Origin of the sequence: Glaciimonas soli (assembly GCF_009497155.1) — a bacterium.
GTDB lineage: Bacteria > Pseudomonadota > Gammaproteobacteria > Burkholderiales > Burkholderiaceae_D > Glaciimonas > Glaciimonas soli.
Window position 1 is genome coordinate 49,077 of sequence record NZ_WINI01000001.1, and the last position, 18,364, is coordinate 67,440.

The window sequence follows — 18,364 nt, forward strand, 5'->3', positions numbered from 1 at the left end:
CAGATGAGCCCGCCATGAAAAAAATGCCTGGTGCTTTTTCTACCTTATTCCTACTCATTACATTCCTTATGCCACTGCAAGGACATGCCCAAGAAAAAAATCTCCATCTACTGATCGGCACTTATACGAATACCAATCGTAACGTGAAGAGTGAGGGGATTTATGCGGTTGACTTCAATCCGAAGAGTGCTGAAGCCATCTATAAAAATGTCGTGAAAAATGTGATTAACCCTAGTTATCTGGCGGTTTCACCAGACAAGAAGTTTGTTTACGCTGTCAATGAGAATGGCGAAAAAAGTGAAGTCAGTGCGTTTTCCTATGATGAAAAATCCGGCAACTTGCACTTTCTTAATAAAGTCGCTTCGCTTGGCGCAGACCCGTGCTACATCACGTTAGATAAAGATGGCAAACATGTGATTGTCGCCAATTACACCGGCGGCAGTCTGGCAGTGTTTGCTGTTGAGCCTGATGGAAAATTGAGTGAAGCGATTCAGGTGATACAACATGCCGGTAGCAGCGTCACTAAAAATCGTCAGGACAGTCCTCATGTCCATATGGTGAAATTCGCGCCGGATGGTAAATATCTGTTGGTGAGTGACCTTGGAACCGATCAAGTTTTTAGCTACGCTTATAACGCTGCTAACCCAAGAACGCCGTTGACGCTCAAACATACATTCAATGTCAAAAAAGGTAGTGGGCCGCGTCACCTTATCTTTAGCGCGAACGGCAAGATCGCTTATCTATTGCACGAGATCGATGGCACATTGACTGTGTTTGGCTACCATGATGGTGTGCTTACACCTGTGCAAGAAACGACAGTCGCCGCTAAAAATTTTGATAGGACCAAGGAAGGCACGATAGACGCTGCGGATATTCATCTCTCACCCGATGGCAAATTTTTGTACGCATCCAGTCGTGGCGCAGTTAACGACATCAGTATTTTTTCAGTAGCGGCAAATGGCACATTAAGTCTGGTTACGCACACGCCTGCTTTAGGCAAAGGCCCGCGCAATTTTGCTATCGATCCTAGCGGACAATTTTTGTTGGTCGCTCATCAAACCAGCGATGAAGTCGTCATTTTTCGACGCGATCTAGTGACTGGCTTGTTGACCGATAGCGGTAAACGCATAGTTATAGGCAGCCCTGTTTGCCTGGTGTTTGTAGGCTGAACGTTTCTTGTGTTGTTATCTTCGATGGAGCGAGCTTGCTTTGCGCAGCTCGCTGTCCCAGCCATACACTCAGCAAAATCACTATAGAGCCAACGATCTGCAACGGCGATAATTGTTGATCCAACACTAGCCAGCCGAGCAGTGTCGCTGTTACCGGACTCAATAAACCGAGCGAAGCTGCCGCTGCTGGTTGCAGTTTTTGCAGACCGCGAAACCACAGCCAGTAGGTTAATCCTGCGCCAATTAATCCTAAGTACACAAAACCGACGATGTTTTCATTGCTCAATGCGGGCAATGGCGGTTCAAACCACAGCGCAAGAGGCAACAACAATAAACCACCGGCAGTTAATTGCCATGCGGTGTAAGTCAGTAACGGGACTGGCGCACGCCAACGCTGGCTTAACGTAGTTCCGACAGCCATGGAGACAGCACCCAATAGTCCGGCACCGATGCCAACCGCATCCAATTGTGCCGATGGTGTCAATACTAACAAGGCAACGCCAGCAATACCGATTGCACCAGCGAATATTGCTAATGCACGTGGTGCCTTGCCAAACATGAGCCATGAGAACAGCACCACCATTAACGGTTGTATTGCCCCGACTGTCGCGGCGACACCGCCGGGCAAGCGATAGGCAGAAAGAAATAGTAACGACCAAAAGATCGTGAAGTTGAGCCCGCCCAGGATAAACACGCGTAGCCACCAGACTCCGGTGGGCAACTGGCGCAACATAATCAGCAACAACAAGCCTATAGGCAAGGCGCGTAAAGTGGCCAGCGTCAACGGATAACCGGACGGTAGCATTTCTGTCGTGATTAGATAGGTGCTTCCCCAGATTGCCGGTGCAATCGCGGTAATCAGGGTGTCGCGCAATAGTGTGTTTGATTTTGTCATGCTCAATGCCTTTAGTTTAGGACTTACGCAAAACAGCCTCAGTGGCGTTTTCGCCTAGCCGTATTTTGCGTTGCTTTGATCTGATAGTTTTGTGTGTGCCTTATATCCGAGAATAAATCTTCACATGAACTATCTTCATATCAAGATACATGCATTTTACATTTTTATATCTCGACGTCAAGATATAATTGCATCGTGCAAGTCATATACCGCCATTTTGTTGCAATGCCGTATATCGCGCAGATGGATGGAACAGGAGTCATTAAGACAATGAAAATGCAAAATAAAGAAAAAATACAGCAGCGCAATCACCAAGAACACCAGAAAGACGGTATCAGCGACGAAAGAAAATTTGATAAAGTCGACACCATTCTTGCGCAATGGCAGCGCGAGCGCCCAGATCTGGATAGCGCGCCAATGGGTATCATTGGTCGTCTGGGGCGCTTGGCGCATTACTTTGAAGCGGGTGTCAGCGAAGGCTTGGAACAGTTTGGATTGACCAGGTGGTCGTTTGATGTGCTGGCGGCGTTGCGCCGCGCAGGAGCGCCGTATAGCTTGTCGCCGAATGCATTGTTGCAATCGTTGATGATTACCTCCGGCACCATGACCAATCGCATCGACCATTTGGAGCGTGCCGCTTTGGTGGTGCGTGAAAACAATCCGGATGACAGGCGCAGTGTCCTGATTACCTTAACCCCGGCTGGTTTGGAGGTAATTGAACAAGCAGTGTCGGCACACGTCGCCAACGAACATCGTTTATTGGCGTCGTTAAAAGAAAATGAACGCGAACAGTTGGCCGGATTATTGCGTCAATTATTATTGGAATTTGAATCTTGAGTAATCTAAAAGAAAATCAAAAAGCGGTACCCATAAATGATCAGGCAACATCACTTGCATTGTTTTGCAAAGTCGTTGATAACTATGGCGACATTGGCATTTGCTGGCGTCTGGCGCGACAGTTGGAGCAGGAACATGGCATTGCCGTCACTTTGTGGGTGGATGACTTAATCAGTTTTAAGCGAATTTGTCCGGAAGTCGTCATTGACTGTGATGTGCAGCAGATCGGTACCGTGATCGTACGGCATTGGCGTGATCAGGACGGCGTGTTTACGGTCAATGACATCGCCGATATCGTGATTGAGTTTTTCGGTTGCAATATACCGCCTGCGTACATTGCGACGATGGCACTATGCACTCCGCAACCTGCATGGATTAATCTGGAAGGACTCAGTGCAGAGGAATGGGTAGAGGGGTGCCACACGTTGCCTTCGCCACACCCAACGCTGTCATTGACGAAGTACTTTTTTTATCCGGGCTTTACAGCGCGCACAGGAGGCTTGTTGGTCGAAGCCAATCTGGCGCAGCAGAGGCAAGAGTTCCAACAGGACCCGGTCGCGATGGCGGCATTTTTGACCAATCTAGGTGTGACGCAAACAGAGATAGCATCATTAAAGATCTCCCTTTTTTGCTATCCGTTCGCACCGGTATCGGAATTGTTTGATACATGGCAAAGCGGTGACACAGCGATTACTTGTTTAGTGCCGGAAGGCGTAGCTATAGATGCGATGCAGGTGTTTTTTGGAGGACCTGTTGTTGCAGGATCAGTTGCGACGAAGGGTGCATTGACTGTGCGTATTTTGCCTTTTATTACGCAACAAGATTACGATAAATTGTTGTGGGCTTGCGATCTCAATTTTGTTCGAGGGGAAGACTCTTTCGTTCGTGCGCAGTGGGCAGAAAAACCTTTTGTCTGGCATATTTATCCGCAAGACAAAAATTTGCATCACGTAAAATTACAAGCTTTTTTGCGACGTTATCTGGAAAATACCAATAGTGAGGGTCTGGCAGCGATGTGGCGCAGCTGGAATCATATGGGAAATCCGCCCGAGGAAATTGCGTCAGCATGGCCTTTATTCCATGCTGAAATGCCAAAAATTACTGAGATGACAATAATATGGCGACAACACATGCTTGAAAATGGTGATTTCACCTCAAATTTGCTGCGCTTTGTCGAGACAATTAAATGAGAGCAGTATAAAAATCGGTTAAAATATAAGGCTAATTTTTAAATGCATTATTAAATTCAATCACTCGTAGGCTTGCGACGTTTTCTGTTGGTAGGCTGAAGATGATTTTTTTGTAACTTACTTTTTACGTATATTCGCTATGAATCCAGCAAAAGAAATTAAAGTCGGCAACATCATTGAGTTCGGCGATTCAAAAACACCTATGATCGTTCTGCGTTCAGACGTCAACGGTTCTAGTCGTACTGGCTTTACCTACAAATGGAAGATGAAAAATCTTTTGACTGGTAGCCCTCAAGAGGTCGTCGCGCGTGGCGATGATAAATATCAAAAAATCGTGCTTGATAAAAAAGAAGTCACCTATTCTTATTTCGCAGATCCGTTGTATGTGTTCATGGACAGTGAATACAATCAGTATGAGATTGAAGGCGAAAATATGGGCGATGCCTTGGGTTATCTTGAAGACGGCATGGTATGCGAAGCTGTTTTCTACAATGAAAAAGCTATTTCAGTTGAATTGCCAACCACAATCGTGCGTAAAGTTGTGTACAGCGAGCCAGCGGTTAAAGGTAACACTTCAGGTAACGTGTTGAAAGAAGCAAAACTGGCAACTGGCCACATCGTTCAAGTGCCGTTGTTTGTTTCGCAAGACGACATGATTGAAATTGATACACGCACCAATGAATACAAAAAACGTGTGTAATTAGTTTTAATGCACGCAAAAAACGCTGCTGATTTTCTGCAGCGTTTTTTTTCGCCTTTGCATTCTTTTGTTTGATGGGGAAACAAGGTAATATTGGTAAAATATTTCTCGTCGGAACTATTTTTTTGTGCGCATACTCATCGCGTTACAAATTGTCGTTTTGACCTTCGGAGATTGTTATGAAAAAAATCGTCACGTTGTTGTCAATCTCTGGCGTATTTGTGTTGGCAGGTTGCGTTGCAGTCCCTATGGATCAACCCGGCTATTATCAACCGCAAGCGGCCGCTGCACAGTCTTTATATTACGACTCAATTCCAGTGACGCCGACTTACGTAGATCCAGTCCCGGTTGCTTCAGTGTATGTGCCGCCGGCGACGGTAGCGATGCCGGTAATTAGCACATCAATTCACCTTGGCGGACATTATCATCGGCTCCCGCATCATCATAGGCCGCATCATAAACCTCATCGTCCACCGCATCATGGCCATCGTCCGCCCAGCCATAGACCGCCGCATCACGGACACCGGCCACCACATCACGGTCATCGACCAAGCGCCAAACCGCACAAATGAGGCGGAACAAAATAAATCATTTGAGACAAGCAGAAACGAATCGTCAGTTTGAAAATCATCATCGTCCGGTTCAAATGGGAGTGACATTCGGAGGTCAGGCAGAGGCATCTCAAAATTCAAATTAGTTTTTGCCGCCGGCTTTCTGCAGTAAAAAACCACATGCTTTTATACATGTGGTTTTTTATGTGCGTCACAATAATTCAACGCTCAATAAATTCAAATAACAACTCTCTCGCGTCGTGTTTACAAAATCAGCCAGATACGGTTTTTCTGACGCGTCTGGTAAACAAGCCGCATATAACTTGCCGATCAAGCCGTCGGGAGTAATGCGTTTTGCCAGCACATAATCCCGATTAACATAACTTTGGGCTGCCCAGATAGGTAGGGTTGCGATCCCGCGGCGACTGGCAACCAATTGCAGCATTGCTACGGTTAATTCTGTGGTGCGTCGTGGGGTTTGGATGCCTGCGGGTTTTAATACTTGTCTGACGATATCGAGCATGTCGTCAGGCACAGGGTAAGTGATCAGGGTATCGCTGGCAAAGTCGGCTGCGACCAGATAATCACGTGCGGCCAACGGATGATCATGCGCTAATAGAGCGACAATTTCAAAGCTGAACAAAGGGTGATAATCGACTTTTTCATCCTGGTCGATTTCCGCCACAATCGCGACATCAGCCCGATGTTCGTACAGTAATCCGACTGGATCGGCTTGAAATCCCGAGACGATATCAAGTTCTACCTCGGGCCATCGCTTGCGGAAAATATCCATCGCGGGCATCAGCCAATCAAAGCAGGTATGACACTCCACCGCAATGCGCAACTGTCCGGCGACGCCTTGCGCCAGGCGCACCAAATCACGCTCACTTTCCGCTACTTGCGGTAATACGGTATCCGCTAATTTTAATAGGCGCTCACCAGCCGGGGTAAAGCGTACCGGTACCGATTTTCGTTCAAACAAAGTGGTGCCGTGATGATCTTCCAACTGCTTGATCTGATGTGATAAAGCCGATTGCGTGACGTTGAGTAACGTCGCGGCACGCAGTAAGTTGCCTGCTTCACGTAGTGCATGCAGGGTTTTCAGATGGCGTAACTCGAGGATGGATTGCATAGGATGCTTTGATTATGAATAAAATTCAAGTTGATTCTTAATATTTGTCGTTTGAATCATAGTCTATATTATTGCAACATGCCAAGTATCACTTACCACCTTGGATATAGTTATGGCAATAGCACACGTTTTAGGTTTTCCCCGCATAGGCGCGCAGCGCGAACTGAAATTTGCGCAAGAAGCATTCTGGGCGGGGGAGTCTGACGAAACTGCTTTGCGTGCTACCGGCGCAACGTTGCGCGAGCGTCATTGGCAAACGCAAGCCGATGCCGGTTTGGATTTGGTCACAGTGGGTGATTTTGCCTGGTATGACCAGGTATTGAATACCTTGGCATTATTGGGGGCGATTCCTGCTCGCTTTGGCTTTGATCCACAACAATTAAGTCTGGCCGACTATTTCACATTGGCGCGCGGAAGCAAGCAGCATTTTGCAATGGAAATGACAAAATGGTTTGACACGAATTATCACTATCTGGTGCCAGAGTGGAGTGCCGATGTGAAATTCGATGGTGGCGTTAACTGGTTGTTCGATGAGGTTTCTGAAGCACAGGCGCTTGGTCATTTCACCAAAGTCGCGTTGATAGGGCCGCTGACGTTGCTGTATCTGGGGAAAATAAAATCAGACCTCTCGCATAAATTAGATCTGTTGCCAAAAATCGTCGTCGGTTATCAGCAACTACTACAACGTTTACATTGGGCTGGCGTTACTACAGTACAAATTGACGAGCCGATACTATCGCTGGATTTAGCAGCAGAATGGCTAGCTGCATTTACACCGACATATACGGCATTATCCAAACAAGCACCAGCGTTGCTGTTGACTACGTATTTTGGTGAAGTCTGCGAACATGCTGCATTGCTACGATCATTGCCAGTCCAGGGTGTGCATCTGGATTGTGTGCGTGGCGCTGAACAAGTGGGCGCATTCACGAAAGACTGGCCGAAAGATAAAATCTTGTCGCTTGGTGTGATTGATGGTCGTAATCTTTGGCGTGCAGATTTGGATGGGATACTTGGTAAACTTAAGTTGCTACATGAACAGCTCGATGACCGCTTGTGGATAGGATCCAGTTGCTCGTTATTGCACGTGCCAGTTGATCTTAGTAATGAAAATAAACTGGATGATGAGCTGAAAAGCTGGCTAGCATTCGCGACCCAAAAACTGTCTGAAATCGTCGCGTTGAAACAAGCGTTGAATGGCAATTTTAGTGAAGCAGAAGCACAATTCATTGCTTCGCGTGCCGCACAAGCGAGCCGTCGCAACTCCGCTCGCATCCACAATCCCTTGGTGCAAAGGCGCTTGGCTGCAGTAAGCGATGCTGATGGGCAACGCATCAGCAATTTTCCTGAGCGCATTAGTAAACAGCAGGCTAAATGGAAGTTGCCAGCGTTCCCTACTACAACCATAGGTTCTTTCCCGCAGACTGCAGAAATCCGGCAAACGCGTGCAGCTTACAAACGTGGTGAAATTGGCCATCTTGCCTATCTGGAGCAAATGCGCGATGAAATTCGTTTTGTGGTGCAAAAACAAGAGGAGCTCGGGCTGGACGTGTTTGTACATGGCGAACCGGAGCGTAACGATATGGTGGAATACTTTGGTGAGCAATTGTGGGGCTACGCGTTCACCGCCAATGGTTGGGTGCAAAGTTACGGTTCGCGTTGTGTTAAGCCGCCGATTATTTACGGCGATGTTTATCGTCCGGAAGCCATGACAGTAGGCTGGAGCCAGTTCGCGCAGAGCCTCACCAGTAAGCCGATGAAGGGGATGCTGACAGGGCCGGTGACGATGTTGCAATGGTCTTTCGTCCGCGATGATCAGCCACGCGCCACCACGGCATTGCAAATCGCTCTGGTGTTGCGCGATGAAGTGTGTGATCTGGAAAAAGCCGGTATCGGGATGATACAAATCGACGAACCAGCGTTCCGCGAAGGTCTGCCGTTGAAGTCGCGTGACTGGACATCCTATTTAGAGTCGGCAGTACGTGCCTTTAAAATCAGCGCGGCCGGTGTCAAAGACGAAACGCAAATTCATACACACATGTGTTATTCCGAATTTAATGACATCTTGCCATGGATTGCTGCGATGGATGCGGATGTGATTACGATCGAGACCTCGCGTTCGGACATGGAATTGTTAGACGGGTTTGGCGAGTTTGCTTATCCGAATGACATTGGCCCCGGTGTTTACGATATTCACGCACCACGTATTCCGCAAGTCGATGAAATGGAACGCTTGTTGCGTAAAGCACGCGGTGTGATTCCCGATCAGCGTTTGTGGGTTAATCCTGATTGTGGTTTGAAGACGCGTGGTTGGCCGGAGACCTATGCTGCATTGGAAAATATGGTGTCGGCGGCATGGCGTTTGCGAGAGGAGGTTGGAGCGGAGCTGAAGGTCGCTTAAGCTGCTAATGACGCTCTCTTGGTTGGAGCGTTACTCCGTGGTTCCGGCAATATCGAGGTAGCTCGATAGCAGTCGATGAAGATGCACATGAATTTTTTTGCTTAAATATCAAGCACATTCTTCTTTCATATAGAAATATATGAAGGAAGGCTTTGTAGTTTGGCTTCTTATCTGCTAAAGTAATGGCATGAATAAGAACGCACGACAAGAGAGCCCCGAAATAAGCCATGCATTAGCTGTGGCAGGGGAGCTTCGTATCCTGATTGGCAAGCTGAAGCGGCGGCTTCGAGAAGAGGCGCATTTAGGCAATCTCAGTTTGTCACAGACGGCAGCACTCTCACATCTGGAGCGCGAAGGCCCTGCGACAGTGACAACGCTGGCGCGGGCTCAGGCTATGCGCCCACAGTCCATGGGGGCTACGGTTTCTTCTCTGGAAGAAGCTGGGCTCGTGATTGGCGTACCGGATCCGCACGACGGCCGACAAACCATTTGGTCTCTTACTGATGCTTGCCGAGAAATGATCAAAGTAAGCCGGGCAGCTGGAGAAGACTGGTTGTTTCGTTCGATTCGGACAAAACTCACACCAGTGGAGCAAGAGGCACTTGCGACTGGTGTCGAACTGCTCAAACGTCTGGTCGACTCGTAAGCCAACCGTCTCATCACAACAAATCACCCTTAATCATCCCAAGGAAAATATCATGACAGTAACCACGCTTGATCCCAAGACCGCTCTCATCGTCATCGATCTGCAGAACGGCATCGTCGCTTATCCCACCGTACATCCGGCCGCCGAGATTGTGAGTAAGGCCAGTACTTTGGCCGATGCATTTCGCAGCCACGGTTTGCCGGTTGTGCTGGTCAACGTTGCCGGCGGAGCGCCGGGGCGAGCAGAGCAGTCACGCAGCCTTAGCGATCTTCCCGCCGGTTGGGCTGATTTGGTTCCAGAACTCAATCAGCAGCCGACAGATCACACTGTGACGAAGCGGACTTGGGGAGCGTTCACCAATACCGACCTTGAAGAATATTTGAAGAAGCAGGGCGTTACGCAGGTGGTTATTGCTGGCATCGCTACCAGCATCGGCGTTGAATCAACCGCGCGTTATGCAAACGAGCTTGGATTCAACGTGACGTTTGCCCTCGACGCTATGAGCGATATGAATCCAGATGCACATATCAATAGCACGACACGGATTTTCCCGAGATTAGGTGAGACCGGCACAACGCAAGAGATCATGGCGCTTCTCCAAAAAAAGGGCGGATAACCATGGAATTGATGGAATCGACTCACTACGTCGCCTACTTTTTTGGTGGTGTTTTTCTTACAAATGCAGTGCCCCATTTTGTAAGTGGCGTAATGGGGCGCCCATTTCAAAGCCCATTTGCCACGCCGAGCGGTGTGGGGCTTTCTTCGTCAACTGTCAACGTGTTGTGGGGATTTTTCAATTTTGTGATTGCCTATCTCCTGATATGCCGTGTCGGAAACTTTGACTTACGTTCCTCAGATCAGGTTATTGCTACGGGATTGGGCGTTCTTCTGATGAGCGTGATGGCGGCGCGCATGTTCGGACGATTTCATGGTGGTAACTCCCCGGACAACGCGTAAATGATATGGTACAAGGCACCTTCCGCTCACTGAGCAACTACAACTATCGCCTGTGGGCTGGCGGTGCGATTGTATCCAATGTCGGAACCTGGATGCAGCGTACCGCTCAGGATTGGCTGGTGCTTACTGAACTTACTCACAAAAATGCTACCGCTGTCGGCGTGGTCATGGCGCTTCAGTTCGGCCCACAGCTTCTGTTGCTACCTTTAACCGGTTTTGCCGCTGATTATTTCAATCGTCGAAAATTCTTGATTGCCACTCAAGCGGCAATGGGGGTATTGGCCTTGGGTTTGGGTACTCTTACTGTTACGGGGCTGGTTCAGTTGTGGCAAGTGTATCTGTTTGCGTTTCTGCTTGGGTGCGTCACGGCATTCGATGCGCCAGTGCGTCAGACATTCGTTTCGGAACTAGTGACTGAAGCCGATTTATCAAATGCCGTCGCGCTTAATTCAACTTCATTTAACGCGGCGCGAATGATAGGTCCGGCAATCGCCGGTGTGCTGATCGCGGCAGTGGGGTCGGGGTGGGTATTTTTGATAAACGCAGCTTCGTTTGCAGCCGTCATCAGCTCGCTATATTTCCTTCGCCTTAATGAATTGCATCTGAGCAGCCGAGCCGCCCGAACCAAGGGCAGTTTCGCCGAGGGTTTTCGCTATGTAGCAAAACGTCCTGATTTAAAAGCCATCATTTTCATGGTGTTTTTGATCGGTACGTTTGGCCTCAACTTCCCAATTTTTATTTCGACAATGTCCGTCAGCATTTTTCATGGCGGTGCAGGGCAGTACGGGCTACTGTCATCGACCATGGCAATCGGATCTGTCGCCGGTGCGCTGCTCTCAGCTAAACGAGCGCATCCCCGCATCTCTCTTTTATTCGTCGGCGCGGCAATTTTCGGAATCGGTTTAACGTTTGCCGCTTTCATGCCGAACTACTGGCTCTTTGGATTTGTGCTCATCATCATTGGCATATCTGCTCAAACCTTTAACACCACTGCCAACAGTATGGTGCAGCTATCAACCGAGCCGGAGATGCGTGGCAGGGTGATGGCAATTTTCCTTGCCGTAGCGTTGGGTGGCACGCCACTCGGTGCGCCAGTTGTCGGTTGGGTAGCTGACAGGTTTGGTCCGCGTTGGGCACTTGGGATTGGTGCTGCGTCTGGTTTTGCGGCTGCGATTGTCGTGATTCATTATTTGATGAAATACCGTCATTTACGCATGCGCCTGGTTGCCGGGCGCATGCACTTCAGCATAGCCGATGTTGACCCGATGAGTCGCTCGCAGCAATCAGAACGGCTGACTCCAGAACAGAAGATTCGCTGAGTTGGAAGATCGGTAACGTACGCGTTGAACAACGTAGTCGGTGACCAGCAAAATCTATGCAGCTTGTGTAAAGTAAGCAGCATCGCACACCTTGCGATGGGCTTTTTTACAGGAGATAGATGATGATTAAGCACGCATTGTTTGCCCGTTTTGAAGCGAAACCCGGCAAAGAGGCGGATGTCGAGGCATTTCTTGATATGGGTTTAACATTGGCAAATCAGGAAGCCACCACACCAATCTGGTTTGCATTACAACTATCTGCGTCTACTTTCGGCGTGTTCGATGCGTTTGAAGACGAGGCAGGTCGCCAGGCGCACTTGAACGGGCCAATCGCACAGGCATTGATGGCCAAAGCGGATGAGTTGTTTGTTGGTCCGCCCAGTATCGAAAAAATAGAAGTATTAGGGTTGAAAAATCTCGCTACTTAATCGACGATAAGCGCAAAGATAAGTGCGAAGATAAGTGGCCATTTATGCCTTTTGAACGCAGTAACCGCTCTAAATCAATATATGAAAGCGGGGCAGAATATATCCGCACTTATTTTGTACCCGCTTTTCATTCCGCAGAACTAATCTGTTCACGCAACAGCGTCACAAAATTCGCCAATTCTGGTGCCGCAACGTCTGATGCGACCCAATACACCATACCTTTACTGGTCCAGTGCATAAGATGATAGCCACGCTCACTCAGGCTTTTTGGTGCGGCATCTCTCACATTATCTGGCCAGATATACACGTTAATCGGATGCAGCTGGCGATGATAGATTAGTGCCGCAACCGGATGCCCATCCAGATAATCCAATCGCCCACCCGCAAGCGGATAGCCTTGCTGCGCCAAATCAATTACTGTCGGAGAGAAGTTGATTTTCCCATTAAACCAAGGTTTGACGGTGTGCTTATCAGTGGAAATGACGTCGGATAAATGATTCACTTGTAAAGAACGCACGTGACTGGCAACAACTTCATCGGCGAGTCTGTCTTGTGCGGATGGCAGGTTCAAATATAAACCTGCACTCCATATCACCGCCAGCAATGTGGTTAGTACAGCACCGGCATTTATCCAATTGAAATTCAAATTGAAAAGTTTATAGACGCGCCAACCGGAACGATCAGCTTTATTTGGCTGCGCATGCGTAGTTGCTGGTTCGCTTTGCGCACCAGGTAACGCTGCATTAATACGCTGAGCCAGACTAGCTGACGCTTGATGATACGGCGCTTGTTTCTTGATGAAATCGCTGACTTGGTTTTGCTGCGCATACTCTTGCTGACAACTACTGCAACTGTCTAAGTGTCGCGCTAGCTCTATCGTTTCGCTCACACTCAATTCCTGATCAACATAAGCTGGAATGAGTTCTAATGCTTGTTGATGATTCATCATAACTCCTGCCGCTTTGCTGCCACTGATACTGGCGTTGTGACACCTGAAACTCCGCTAGCAATCAGTTTTTTTGCCAATAGTTGGCGGCCGCGCCCTAAGCGTGACATCACCGTGCCAATGGGAATGTCGACGATGGCAGCGATTTGTTTGTACGACAAATCTTCCAATTCTCGCAATATCATCACTTCCCGAAATTCCAACGGTAAGGTGCGCAACGCTAGCTGCAGTTGTTGTTCGCAATCCTTTTGTAAGAGCAGGTTTTCCGGATCATTGTTTGCTTGCTGATGAACGTTTGCAAATTCGTTTGGATCTTCGCCTGTAGCGTTGTGATGACCGTAGCTATCGTCAGATTGTTCATCAAATAATGCCGTGTGCGCATTGCGTGTTTGCTTTTGCTCGTACCACGTGTAGAACGTATTGCGCACGATGGCGAGCAACCAGGGGCGTCCATCCTCGCCACCGTTGCTGGCATTGCTGCGATGACTGTTGAAGCTGTCAAAGAAAGTATACGCGCGCAAATAAGCCTCCTGAACCACATCCTCCGCATCCTGATGGCTGCCCGTGAGCCAGCGTGCCAGGTTAAAGGCAGAGTTGAGATGCGGTAAAACGATGGCTTGGAAGCGTTCTTCTTTAGTCTGGTCGGTCATTCTGCGCATTCGACATTCGCTGTGTTTTCCTATCATACCGCCTGAGTCGATATTTTATTCCCGCAAAATTTACAGGAATAAAATTGCCGCGCTATCGGTATGAGGATTTACCGGTCATGTGATCGGACTAAGGAGAGCATGATGGAAAGTACCGTACCAAATGATGCACTTTCGGCTACATTTCAATTGTCGATGAAACGCCGTAGCTTTATCAAGCTAGCTGGCTTAGGTGGGGTTGTTTATGCATCAGGCTTAAGTGGTTGGGCTGCCAATGCAAGTCCGGTTGATGATTTCTTTTTTGTCCAGTTATCCGATAGCCATTGGGGGTTTGAGGGCGCGCCTAATCCCGATGCGCGTGGCACGCTGCCAAAAGCTGTGGCAGCGGTCAATGGTTTGGAGAAAATGCCGGACTTTATTGTTTTTACCGGTGATTTGACCCACACCACCGATGATCCGCAAGAGCGCCGTAAGAGAATGACAGAATTCAAAGCCGTCGTCGCCGATTTGAAAGTAAAACCAGTATATTTTATGCCCGGCGAACATGATGCCGGATTGGATCGGGGCGCCGCGTATCAGGAATTTTTTGGTAAAACGCATTACACCTTCGATCACAAAGGAGTGCATTTTATTGTTCTCGATAATGTATCCGATCCCGGTGCCAGCATCGGCGATGAGCAATTGGCATGGCTGGCGGCTGATTTGGAAAAACAAACAGCCGATGCGCAGATAGTGGTCTTTACGCATCGCCCCTTATTTGATCTCTACCCGCAATGGGATTGGGCGACACGCGACGGCGCCAAGGCATTGGCGTTGCTAATGCCGTATAAAAATGTGACGGTATTTTATGGTCATATCCATCAGGAAAACCATCATATGACCGAGCACATAGCGCATCACTCGGCCAAATCCCTGATCTTTCCATTGCCTGCGCCGGGATCACAGCCGAAACGCACACCGATAGCGTGGGACAGCGCTCAGCCATATCGCGGCTTAGGATTTCGCGAAGTCGCAACAGTGCGAAAAACGATGGAATACCAGATAACCGAATTGCCAGTGCAAAAGAGCTAATCATGGCTATCAATTTCCTGCCTCCCACTATTAATAAAGAGCGTCGGCAGCTGTTGCTTGGCCTGACGGCAGTCGGATTCTGTGGCTTCGCCGTATCCGCACTGGCAGCAAGCCAAGAGCGCGTTATCAAGGTGGTTGCCAAACGATTTACTTATACGCCGGATAGGTTACTGTTGAAGCAGGGGCAATCCGTTACCTTAGAGTTAACGACGGCAGACATTCCTATGGGTTTCAATGCGCCAGACTTTGCGGTGCGCACGGATATTTTGCCAGGTACCGTATCACGCGTGCGTTTTACGCCGGATAAAGTGGGTGAGTTTGGGTTTCATTGCGACTTGTTTTGTGGCTCAGGACATGAGGATATGGTCGGTGTGATTGTGGTGACGTGATGCGCTAGTGCGTTTGTAGGGACACGATTTATCGCGTCCCTACGATAGAACAGTATTAATTCCTCATCAAAACGCTTTCGACATCGCTACATAAAAACCACGTCGTTGCCCATATTGAGGCGCACCCACGCCAATGCCAGTGCCATCACGGATTTCATAGACACGATCAAACAGATTTGTCACATTGAACCGGGCAGTCACTTTGCCGATAGGTGACTCTGTGAACACATGGCTGGCGCCAACATTAACTACGGTATATGCCGGTAAATGATCGGTATTTGCAAAGCCGCTACGCAAACCACTGCCAAATAAGGCATCAGTGCTGTAGGTCGTGCCGCGCCATAAATATGACATACCCGCTGAGGCAGAGAGACGCTGATCGTGATCCAGATGTACCCAATGATTGGAGATATAGTCCAGTTCTGCCTGATCAAAGTTATATTGGCTAGAAATGATATCTTTACCCATTGCGGTAGCACGCGCCAGATTGAAATAGGCTGATAAATTATCTTTGTGATAGTTCAGGGTCAATTCAAGACCGTAGATTTTGCCTTGAGCATAATTGAACGGGGTGTATAACAAAGCAGAGCCAAACTGACCTTCATCCAGTAAATTTTTTACTTTTTTATAGTAAGCATCCAAGCCCAAGGTCAGATGTTGCGTCAACTGCTGATTCACACCGGCATCAAAATAATCGGAGCTTTCTGCCTGCACCGCACCGTTCTGACTACTGGGCGACGCATTGGTAGTGCCATTGAAATTGGTGACGGTGGAAGCAGCGATTAACTCACTCGCGGGTGGCGTGAAGTATTTGGCATAGCCCGCATGGAAGGTGGTGCTCGGCGTCATTTGATAGACGAAGCCGATGCGTGGACTAAATTGATTCGCCTTCACATACGCATTGACCCAATCGGCACGCGCACCGTAGTTCATGGTGAGCTTGTCAGTCAATTTCCATTCATCTTGTAAGTAAACCCCGATTTGATCAGTGGTTTTTTGATCGCTTTCATTGATTGCAAAAGGCGTGGTGCTTAGCTGATTACCGTCACTATCCGCGGGGAAGGTAAGGGCATCCGTACTGTTGTTGAGAGTTTCTCGCGTATAGGCAACACCGCTGCGTATCGTGTGGCTATCATTTAATTTATAACTTCCATCAGCTTGCAGTCCATTGGCCAAGCCAGTACGTACAACTTTGGAGGCAACGCCGGTAAACATTAAATCGCCAATGTCATCCGGATCGAATGAGGTCTTGGTATAGCGGCTGAAGGCGGCAATCTGATAATCTAATTGCGAATTGATCGAACCTTGCAAGGCAAGAATGCCATAGCGGGTAGTTTCGCGTTGACGCTCATCCAGATCGGCTGATTGATAATCGGCTGGCGCACCGGCTAACTGATAAGTAGGTGTTTGTCCGGGAATATTGGGGATCTGAAAGCGATTATCGGAATTGCCCAAAATCAAACTGACACGGGTATCTGGATTCAATATGTAGGAAAAATAACCAAAAGCTTTGTTTTGCAAAGTACGGTCATGTATGGCGGTTGATGCGCCGGTGGTATTTTCGATACCGAGATCGTTGGCATCAAATGCGCCGTTGATGTAATAGCTGAAATTATCCGTGCTTCCTCTCACATCGCCAGTGATTTCTTGTGTATGGTTGCTGCCGAATTGCACGCCGATATCACCGCCATTGCCATCTTCTCCGGTTTTGGTTTGCACATTGACCACACCTGCTGTGCGATAGCCGTATTGCGCCGGCAATGCGCCTGTCAAAAAGCTGATGTTGTTGACGAAGCGGGTATCCAGGGTTTGGCCGAATCCGGAAATACTTTCCGGAAGCAAGATGCCATTCAAACGGTATTGCAAATTGGCGTGATCTCCGCGCACATGCAACTGTCCAAACGAATCTTGTGCGACGCCAGGCGCTTGTAATAGCACTTGGTTAAATGACGTGTCATCACCTTGCGGCAGAGCGGCAATTTCTTTGGGGCCGATCCGATATATGCTGCTGCCGGTTTCAACCGAAATACTATTTCTGGCGCGATCTAAACGACCAGCGGTGACAGTGATTTGACTGATGGGTGCGGTGGTCGTAACCGGTACTGCGGCGGATGGTGCGCTATTCGCATTATTATTCGTAACATTATTCGCACCACTGGCTGCTGGCGCATCTGTGTTGTTAACACCGATAGTCGGTTCTGTCGTAACCCCTGTCGCATCGGCATTGGCTGCAATGACGATAGTGGGCGCGTAGGCGAGCGCAATCAAGGCGCTCAGCCGTAACAAGCGTGTTTTCATTCTTCTAACTCCAATAAGACGGAACAAACAAGCGCAGAGCATCGAATAAGGGCAACATAACCTGATAGAAATCATTGCCATTTCCAAGTCATTGGAAAGGACATAAGTTATCCGTTGTAATCAACTTGCAATGCATAACTCATCCCCGTCATTCCCGCGAACGCGGGAATCCACGTTACGTTGAACATGGATTCCCGCGTTCGCGGGAATGACAGTGACTTTTAAAATTGATTACGTCGATTTACTTAACGCGCGATTTATAAAGCAGTCATGTTGCATTATTTAACGCGATCTTAGCTCGCTTCAATATGCAATTTAAGTAATCTGGAAAGGAGAAGATAATGACGGCGGCGCTTGTGCCAGAGGGGTCAGATAGTGAGACGGCGGGAGCAGCAGGAAATAAATCGCCTCAATTGCAACTGGATAGACAAAAACCAATGCGGCAGTTGGCGCCACCACCGGCGGGGTGGGCGTAGGTGAGGGCAGGTTAGCCGCTAACGAGCAGGCAGCACAATCATCCGATTTTTCAGTTAAGCCATGGTTATGAAAAGCGGCGGCGACCAACTGAATCACCAGTATGGACAGCACTAACCAGAACGCGAACTGACGCCAGCGTATCTTGCGATTTCGCTTTGAGCTGTACGTGTCGTTAATGATTAGCTGCATACGGAAACTTGATTGTGGGAAACGCTAAATGCAATTGAGTTGCATAGTCTAATCGTGTTTATGTACGATTAGCAATAAAAAGAAAAAATTATGTCGTTTTTCTTATTGCTTTTTTTGTTCAT

At 48.4% G+C, this 18,364-nt stretch carries 19 protein-coding genes; 13 read left to right on the top strand and 6 right to left on the bottom strand.

Annotated elements, in window-relative coordinates:
* The first annotated feature begins 14 nt into the window (after positions 1 to 14).
* Positions 15 to 1,169, top strand: a complete 1,155-nt coding sequence (locus tag GEV47_RS00205; RefSeq protein WP_153232724.1) for a lactonase family protein — start codon at positions 15 to 17, stop codon at positions 1,167 to 1,169.
* Here GEV47_RS00205 and GEV47_RS00210 read toward each other — a convergent pair.
* Positions 1,132 to 2,064 (bottom strand): EamA family transporter, encoded by a 933-nt coding sequence (locus GEV47_RS00210; protein ID WP_153232725.1) that lies wholly within the window; start codon positions 2,062 to 2,064, stop codon positions 1,132 to 1,134. The genes GEV47_RS00205 and GEV47_RS00210 overlap by 38 nt on opposite strands.
* 270 nt (positions 2,065 to 2,334) lie before the next feature.
* On the opposite strand from GEV47_RS00210, the gene GEV47_RS00215 reads away from it, so the two are divergent.
* The 4 genes from GEV47_RS00215 (at position 2,335) to GEV47_RS00230 (ending at position 5,363) form a co-directional block, all read left to right on the top strand.
* The gene (locus GEV47_RS00215; protein WP_228124503.1) at positions 2,335 to 2,901 is read left to right on the top strand and encodes a MarR family winged helix-turn-helix transcriptional regulator; all 567 of its coding nucleotides are present in this window, start codon (positions 2,335 to 2,337) and stop codon (positions 2,899 to 2,901) included.
* Positions 2,898 to 4,091 carry an elongation factor P maturation arginine rhamnosyltransferase EarP gene (gene earP, locus GEV47_RS00220; protein WP_153232726.1) on the top strand — a complete coding sequence of 398 codons (1,194 nt, stop codon included), beginning with the start codon at positions 2,898 to 2,900 and terminating at the stop codon, positions 4,089 to 4,091. Before GEV47_RS00215 ends, earP begins: the two co-directional genes overlap by 4 nt.
* A gap of 139 nt (positions 4,092 to 4,230) precedes the next feature.
* Entirely contained in the window at positions 4,231 to 4,791 is a 561-nt protein-coding gene (locus tag GEV47_RS00225) for an elongation factor P (RefSeq protein ID WP_153232727.1), read from the top strand.
* A gap of 179 nt (positions 4,792 to 4,970) precedes the next feature.
* The gene (locus GEV47_RS00230; protein WP_153232728.1) at positions 4,971 to 5,363 is read left to right on the top strand and encodes a YajG family lipoprotein; all 393 of its coding nucleotides are present in this window, start codon (positions 4,971 to 4,973) and stop codon (positions 5,361 to 5,363) included.
* Between the two features lie 190 nt (positions 5,364 to 5,553).
* Here GEV47_RS00230 and GEV47_RS00235 read toward each other — a convergent pair whose 3' ends face one another.
* Positions 5,554 to 6,474 (bottom strand): LysR family transcriptional regulator, encoded by a 921-nt coding sequence (locus tag GEV47_RS00235; RefSeq protein WP_153232729.1) that lies wholly within the window; start codon positions 6,472 to 6,474, stop codon positions 5,554 to 5,556.
* Between the two features lie 112 nt (positions 6,475 to 6,586).
* Here GEV47_RS00235 and metE point away from each other — a divergent pair, with 112 nt between their 5' ends.
* From metE to GEV47_RS00265, 6 genes are all read left to right on the top strand, one after another.
* Positions 6,587 to 8,875: a 5-methyltetrahydropteroyltriglutamate--homocysteine S-methyltransferase gene (gene metE, locus GEV47_RS00240; protein WP_153232730.1), complete on the top strand. Its 2,289-nt coding sequence runs from the start codon at positions 6,587 to 6,589 to the stop codon at positions 8,873 to 8,875.
* A gap of 187 nt (positions 8,876 to 9,062) precedes the next feature.
* The gene (locus GEV47_RS00245) at positions 9,063 to 9,521 is read left to right on the top strand and encodes a MarR family winged helix-turn-helix transcriptional regulator (RefSeq protein WP_153232731.1); all 459 of its coding nucleotides are present in this window, start codon (positions 9,063 to 9,065) and stop codon (positions 9,519 to 9,521) included.
* A 52-nt stretch (positions 9,522 to 9,573) separates the two neighbouring features.
* The gene (locus GEV47_RS00250; protein WP_153232732.1) at positions 9,574 to 10,137 is read left to right on the top strand and encodes an isochorismatase family protein; all 564 of its coding nucleotides are present in this window, start codon (positions 9,574 to 9,576) and stop codon (positions 10,135 to 10,137) included.
* 11 nt (positions 10,138 to 10,148) lie between these two features.
* A complete protein-coding gene (locus tag GEV47_RS00255; RefSeq protein WP_153233707.1) occupies positions 10,149 to 10,478 on the top strand; it encodes a hypothetical protein in 330 nt (109 codons plus the stop codon).
* A gap of 5 nt (positions 10,479 to 10,483) precedes the next feature.
* A complete protein-coding gene (locus GEV47_RS00260) occupies positions 10,484 to 11,797 on the top strand; it encodes an MFS transporter (protein ID WP_153232733.1) in 1,314 nt (437 codons plus the stop codon).
* Between the two features lie 122 nt (positions 11,798 to 11,919).
* Entirely contained in the window at positions 11,920 to 12,225 is a 306-nt protein-coding gene (locus GEV47_RS00265) for a putative quinol monooxygenase (protein ID WP_153233708.1), read from the top strand.
* Positions 12,226 to 12,352: 127 nt separating this feature from the next.
* On the opposite strand, the gene GEV47_RS00270 is transcribed toward GEV47_RS00265, so the two are convergent.
* On the bottom strand, positions 12,353 to 13,171 hold the full coding sequence (locus GEV47_RS00270; protein WP_194270537.1) for an anti-sigma factor family protein: 819 nt from the start codon (positions 13,169 to 13,171) through the stop codon (positions 12,353 to 12,355).
* Complete coding sequence (locus tag GEV47_RS00275) at positions 13,171 to 13,830, bottom strand: sigma-70 family RNA polymerase sigma factor (protein ID WP_228124504.1); 660 nt, start codon at positions 13,828 to 13,830, stop codon at positions 13,171 to 13,173. Before GEV47_RS00275 ends, GEV47_RS00270 begins: the two co-directional genes overlap by 1 nt.
* A gap of 129 nt (positions 13,831 to 13,959) precedes the next feature.
* On the opposite strand from GEV47_RS00275, the gene GEV47_RS00280 reads away from it, so the two are divergent.
* Complete coding sequence (locus tag GEV47_RS00280) at positions 13,960 to 14,889, top strand: metallophosphoesterase family protein (protein ID WP_228124505.1); 930 nt, start codon at positions 13,960 to 13,962, stop codon at positions 14,887 to 14,889.
* A gap of 2 nt (positions 14,890 to 14,891) precedes the next feature.
* The gene (locus GEV47_RS00285; RefSeq protein ID WP_153232735.1) at positions 14,892 to 15,278 is read left to right on the top strand and encodes a cupredoxin domain-containing protein; all 387 of its coding nucleotides are present in this window, start codon (positions 14,892 to 14,894) and stop codon (positions 15,276 to 15,278) included.
* 66 nt (positions 15,279 to 15,344) lie between these two features.
* Here the strand turns inward: GEV47_RS00285 and GEV47_RS00290 are convergent, their stop codons facing one another.
* Both GEV47_RS00290 and GEV47_RS00295 read right to left on the bottom strand, forming a co-directional pair.
* Complete coding sequence (locus tag GEV47_RS00290; protein WP_153232736.1) at positions 15,345 to 17,576, bottom strand: TonB-dependent receptor; 2,232 nt, start codon at positions 17,574 to 17,576, stop codon at positions 15,345 to 15,347.
* Between the two features lie 315 nt (positions 17,577 to 17,891).
* On the bottom strand, positions 17,892 to 18,242 hold the full coding sequence (locus tag GEV47_RS00295) for a hypothetical protein (protein ID WP_153232737.1): 351 nt from the start codon (positions 18,240 to 18,242) through the stop codon (positions 17,892 to 17,894).
* Positions 18,243 to 18,364 lie beyond the last annotated feature (122 nt).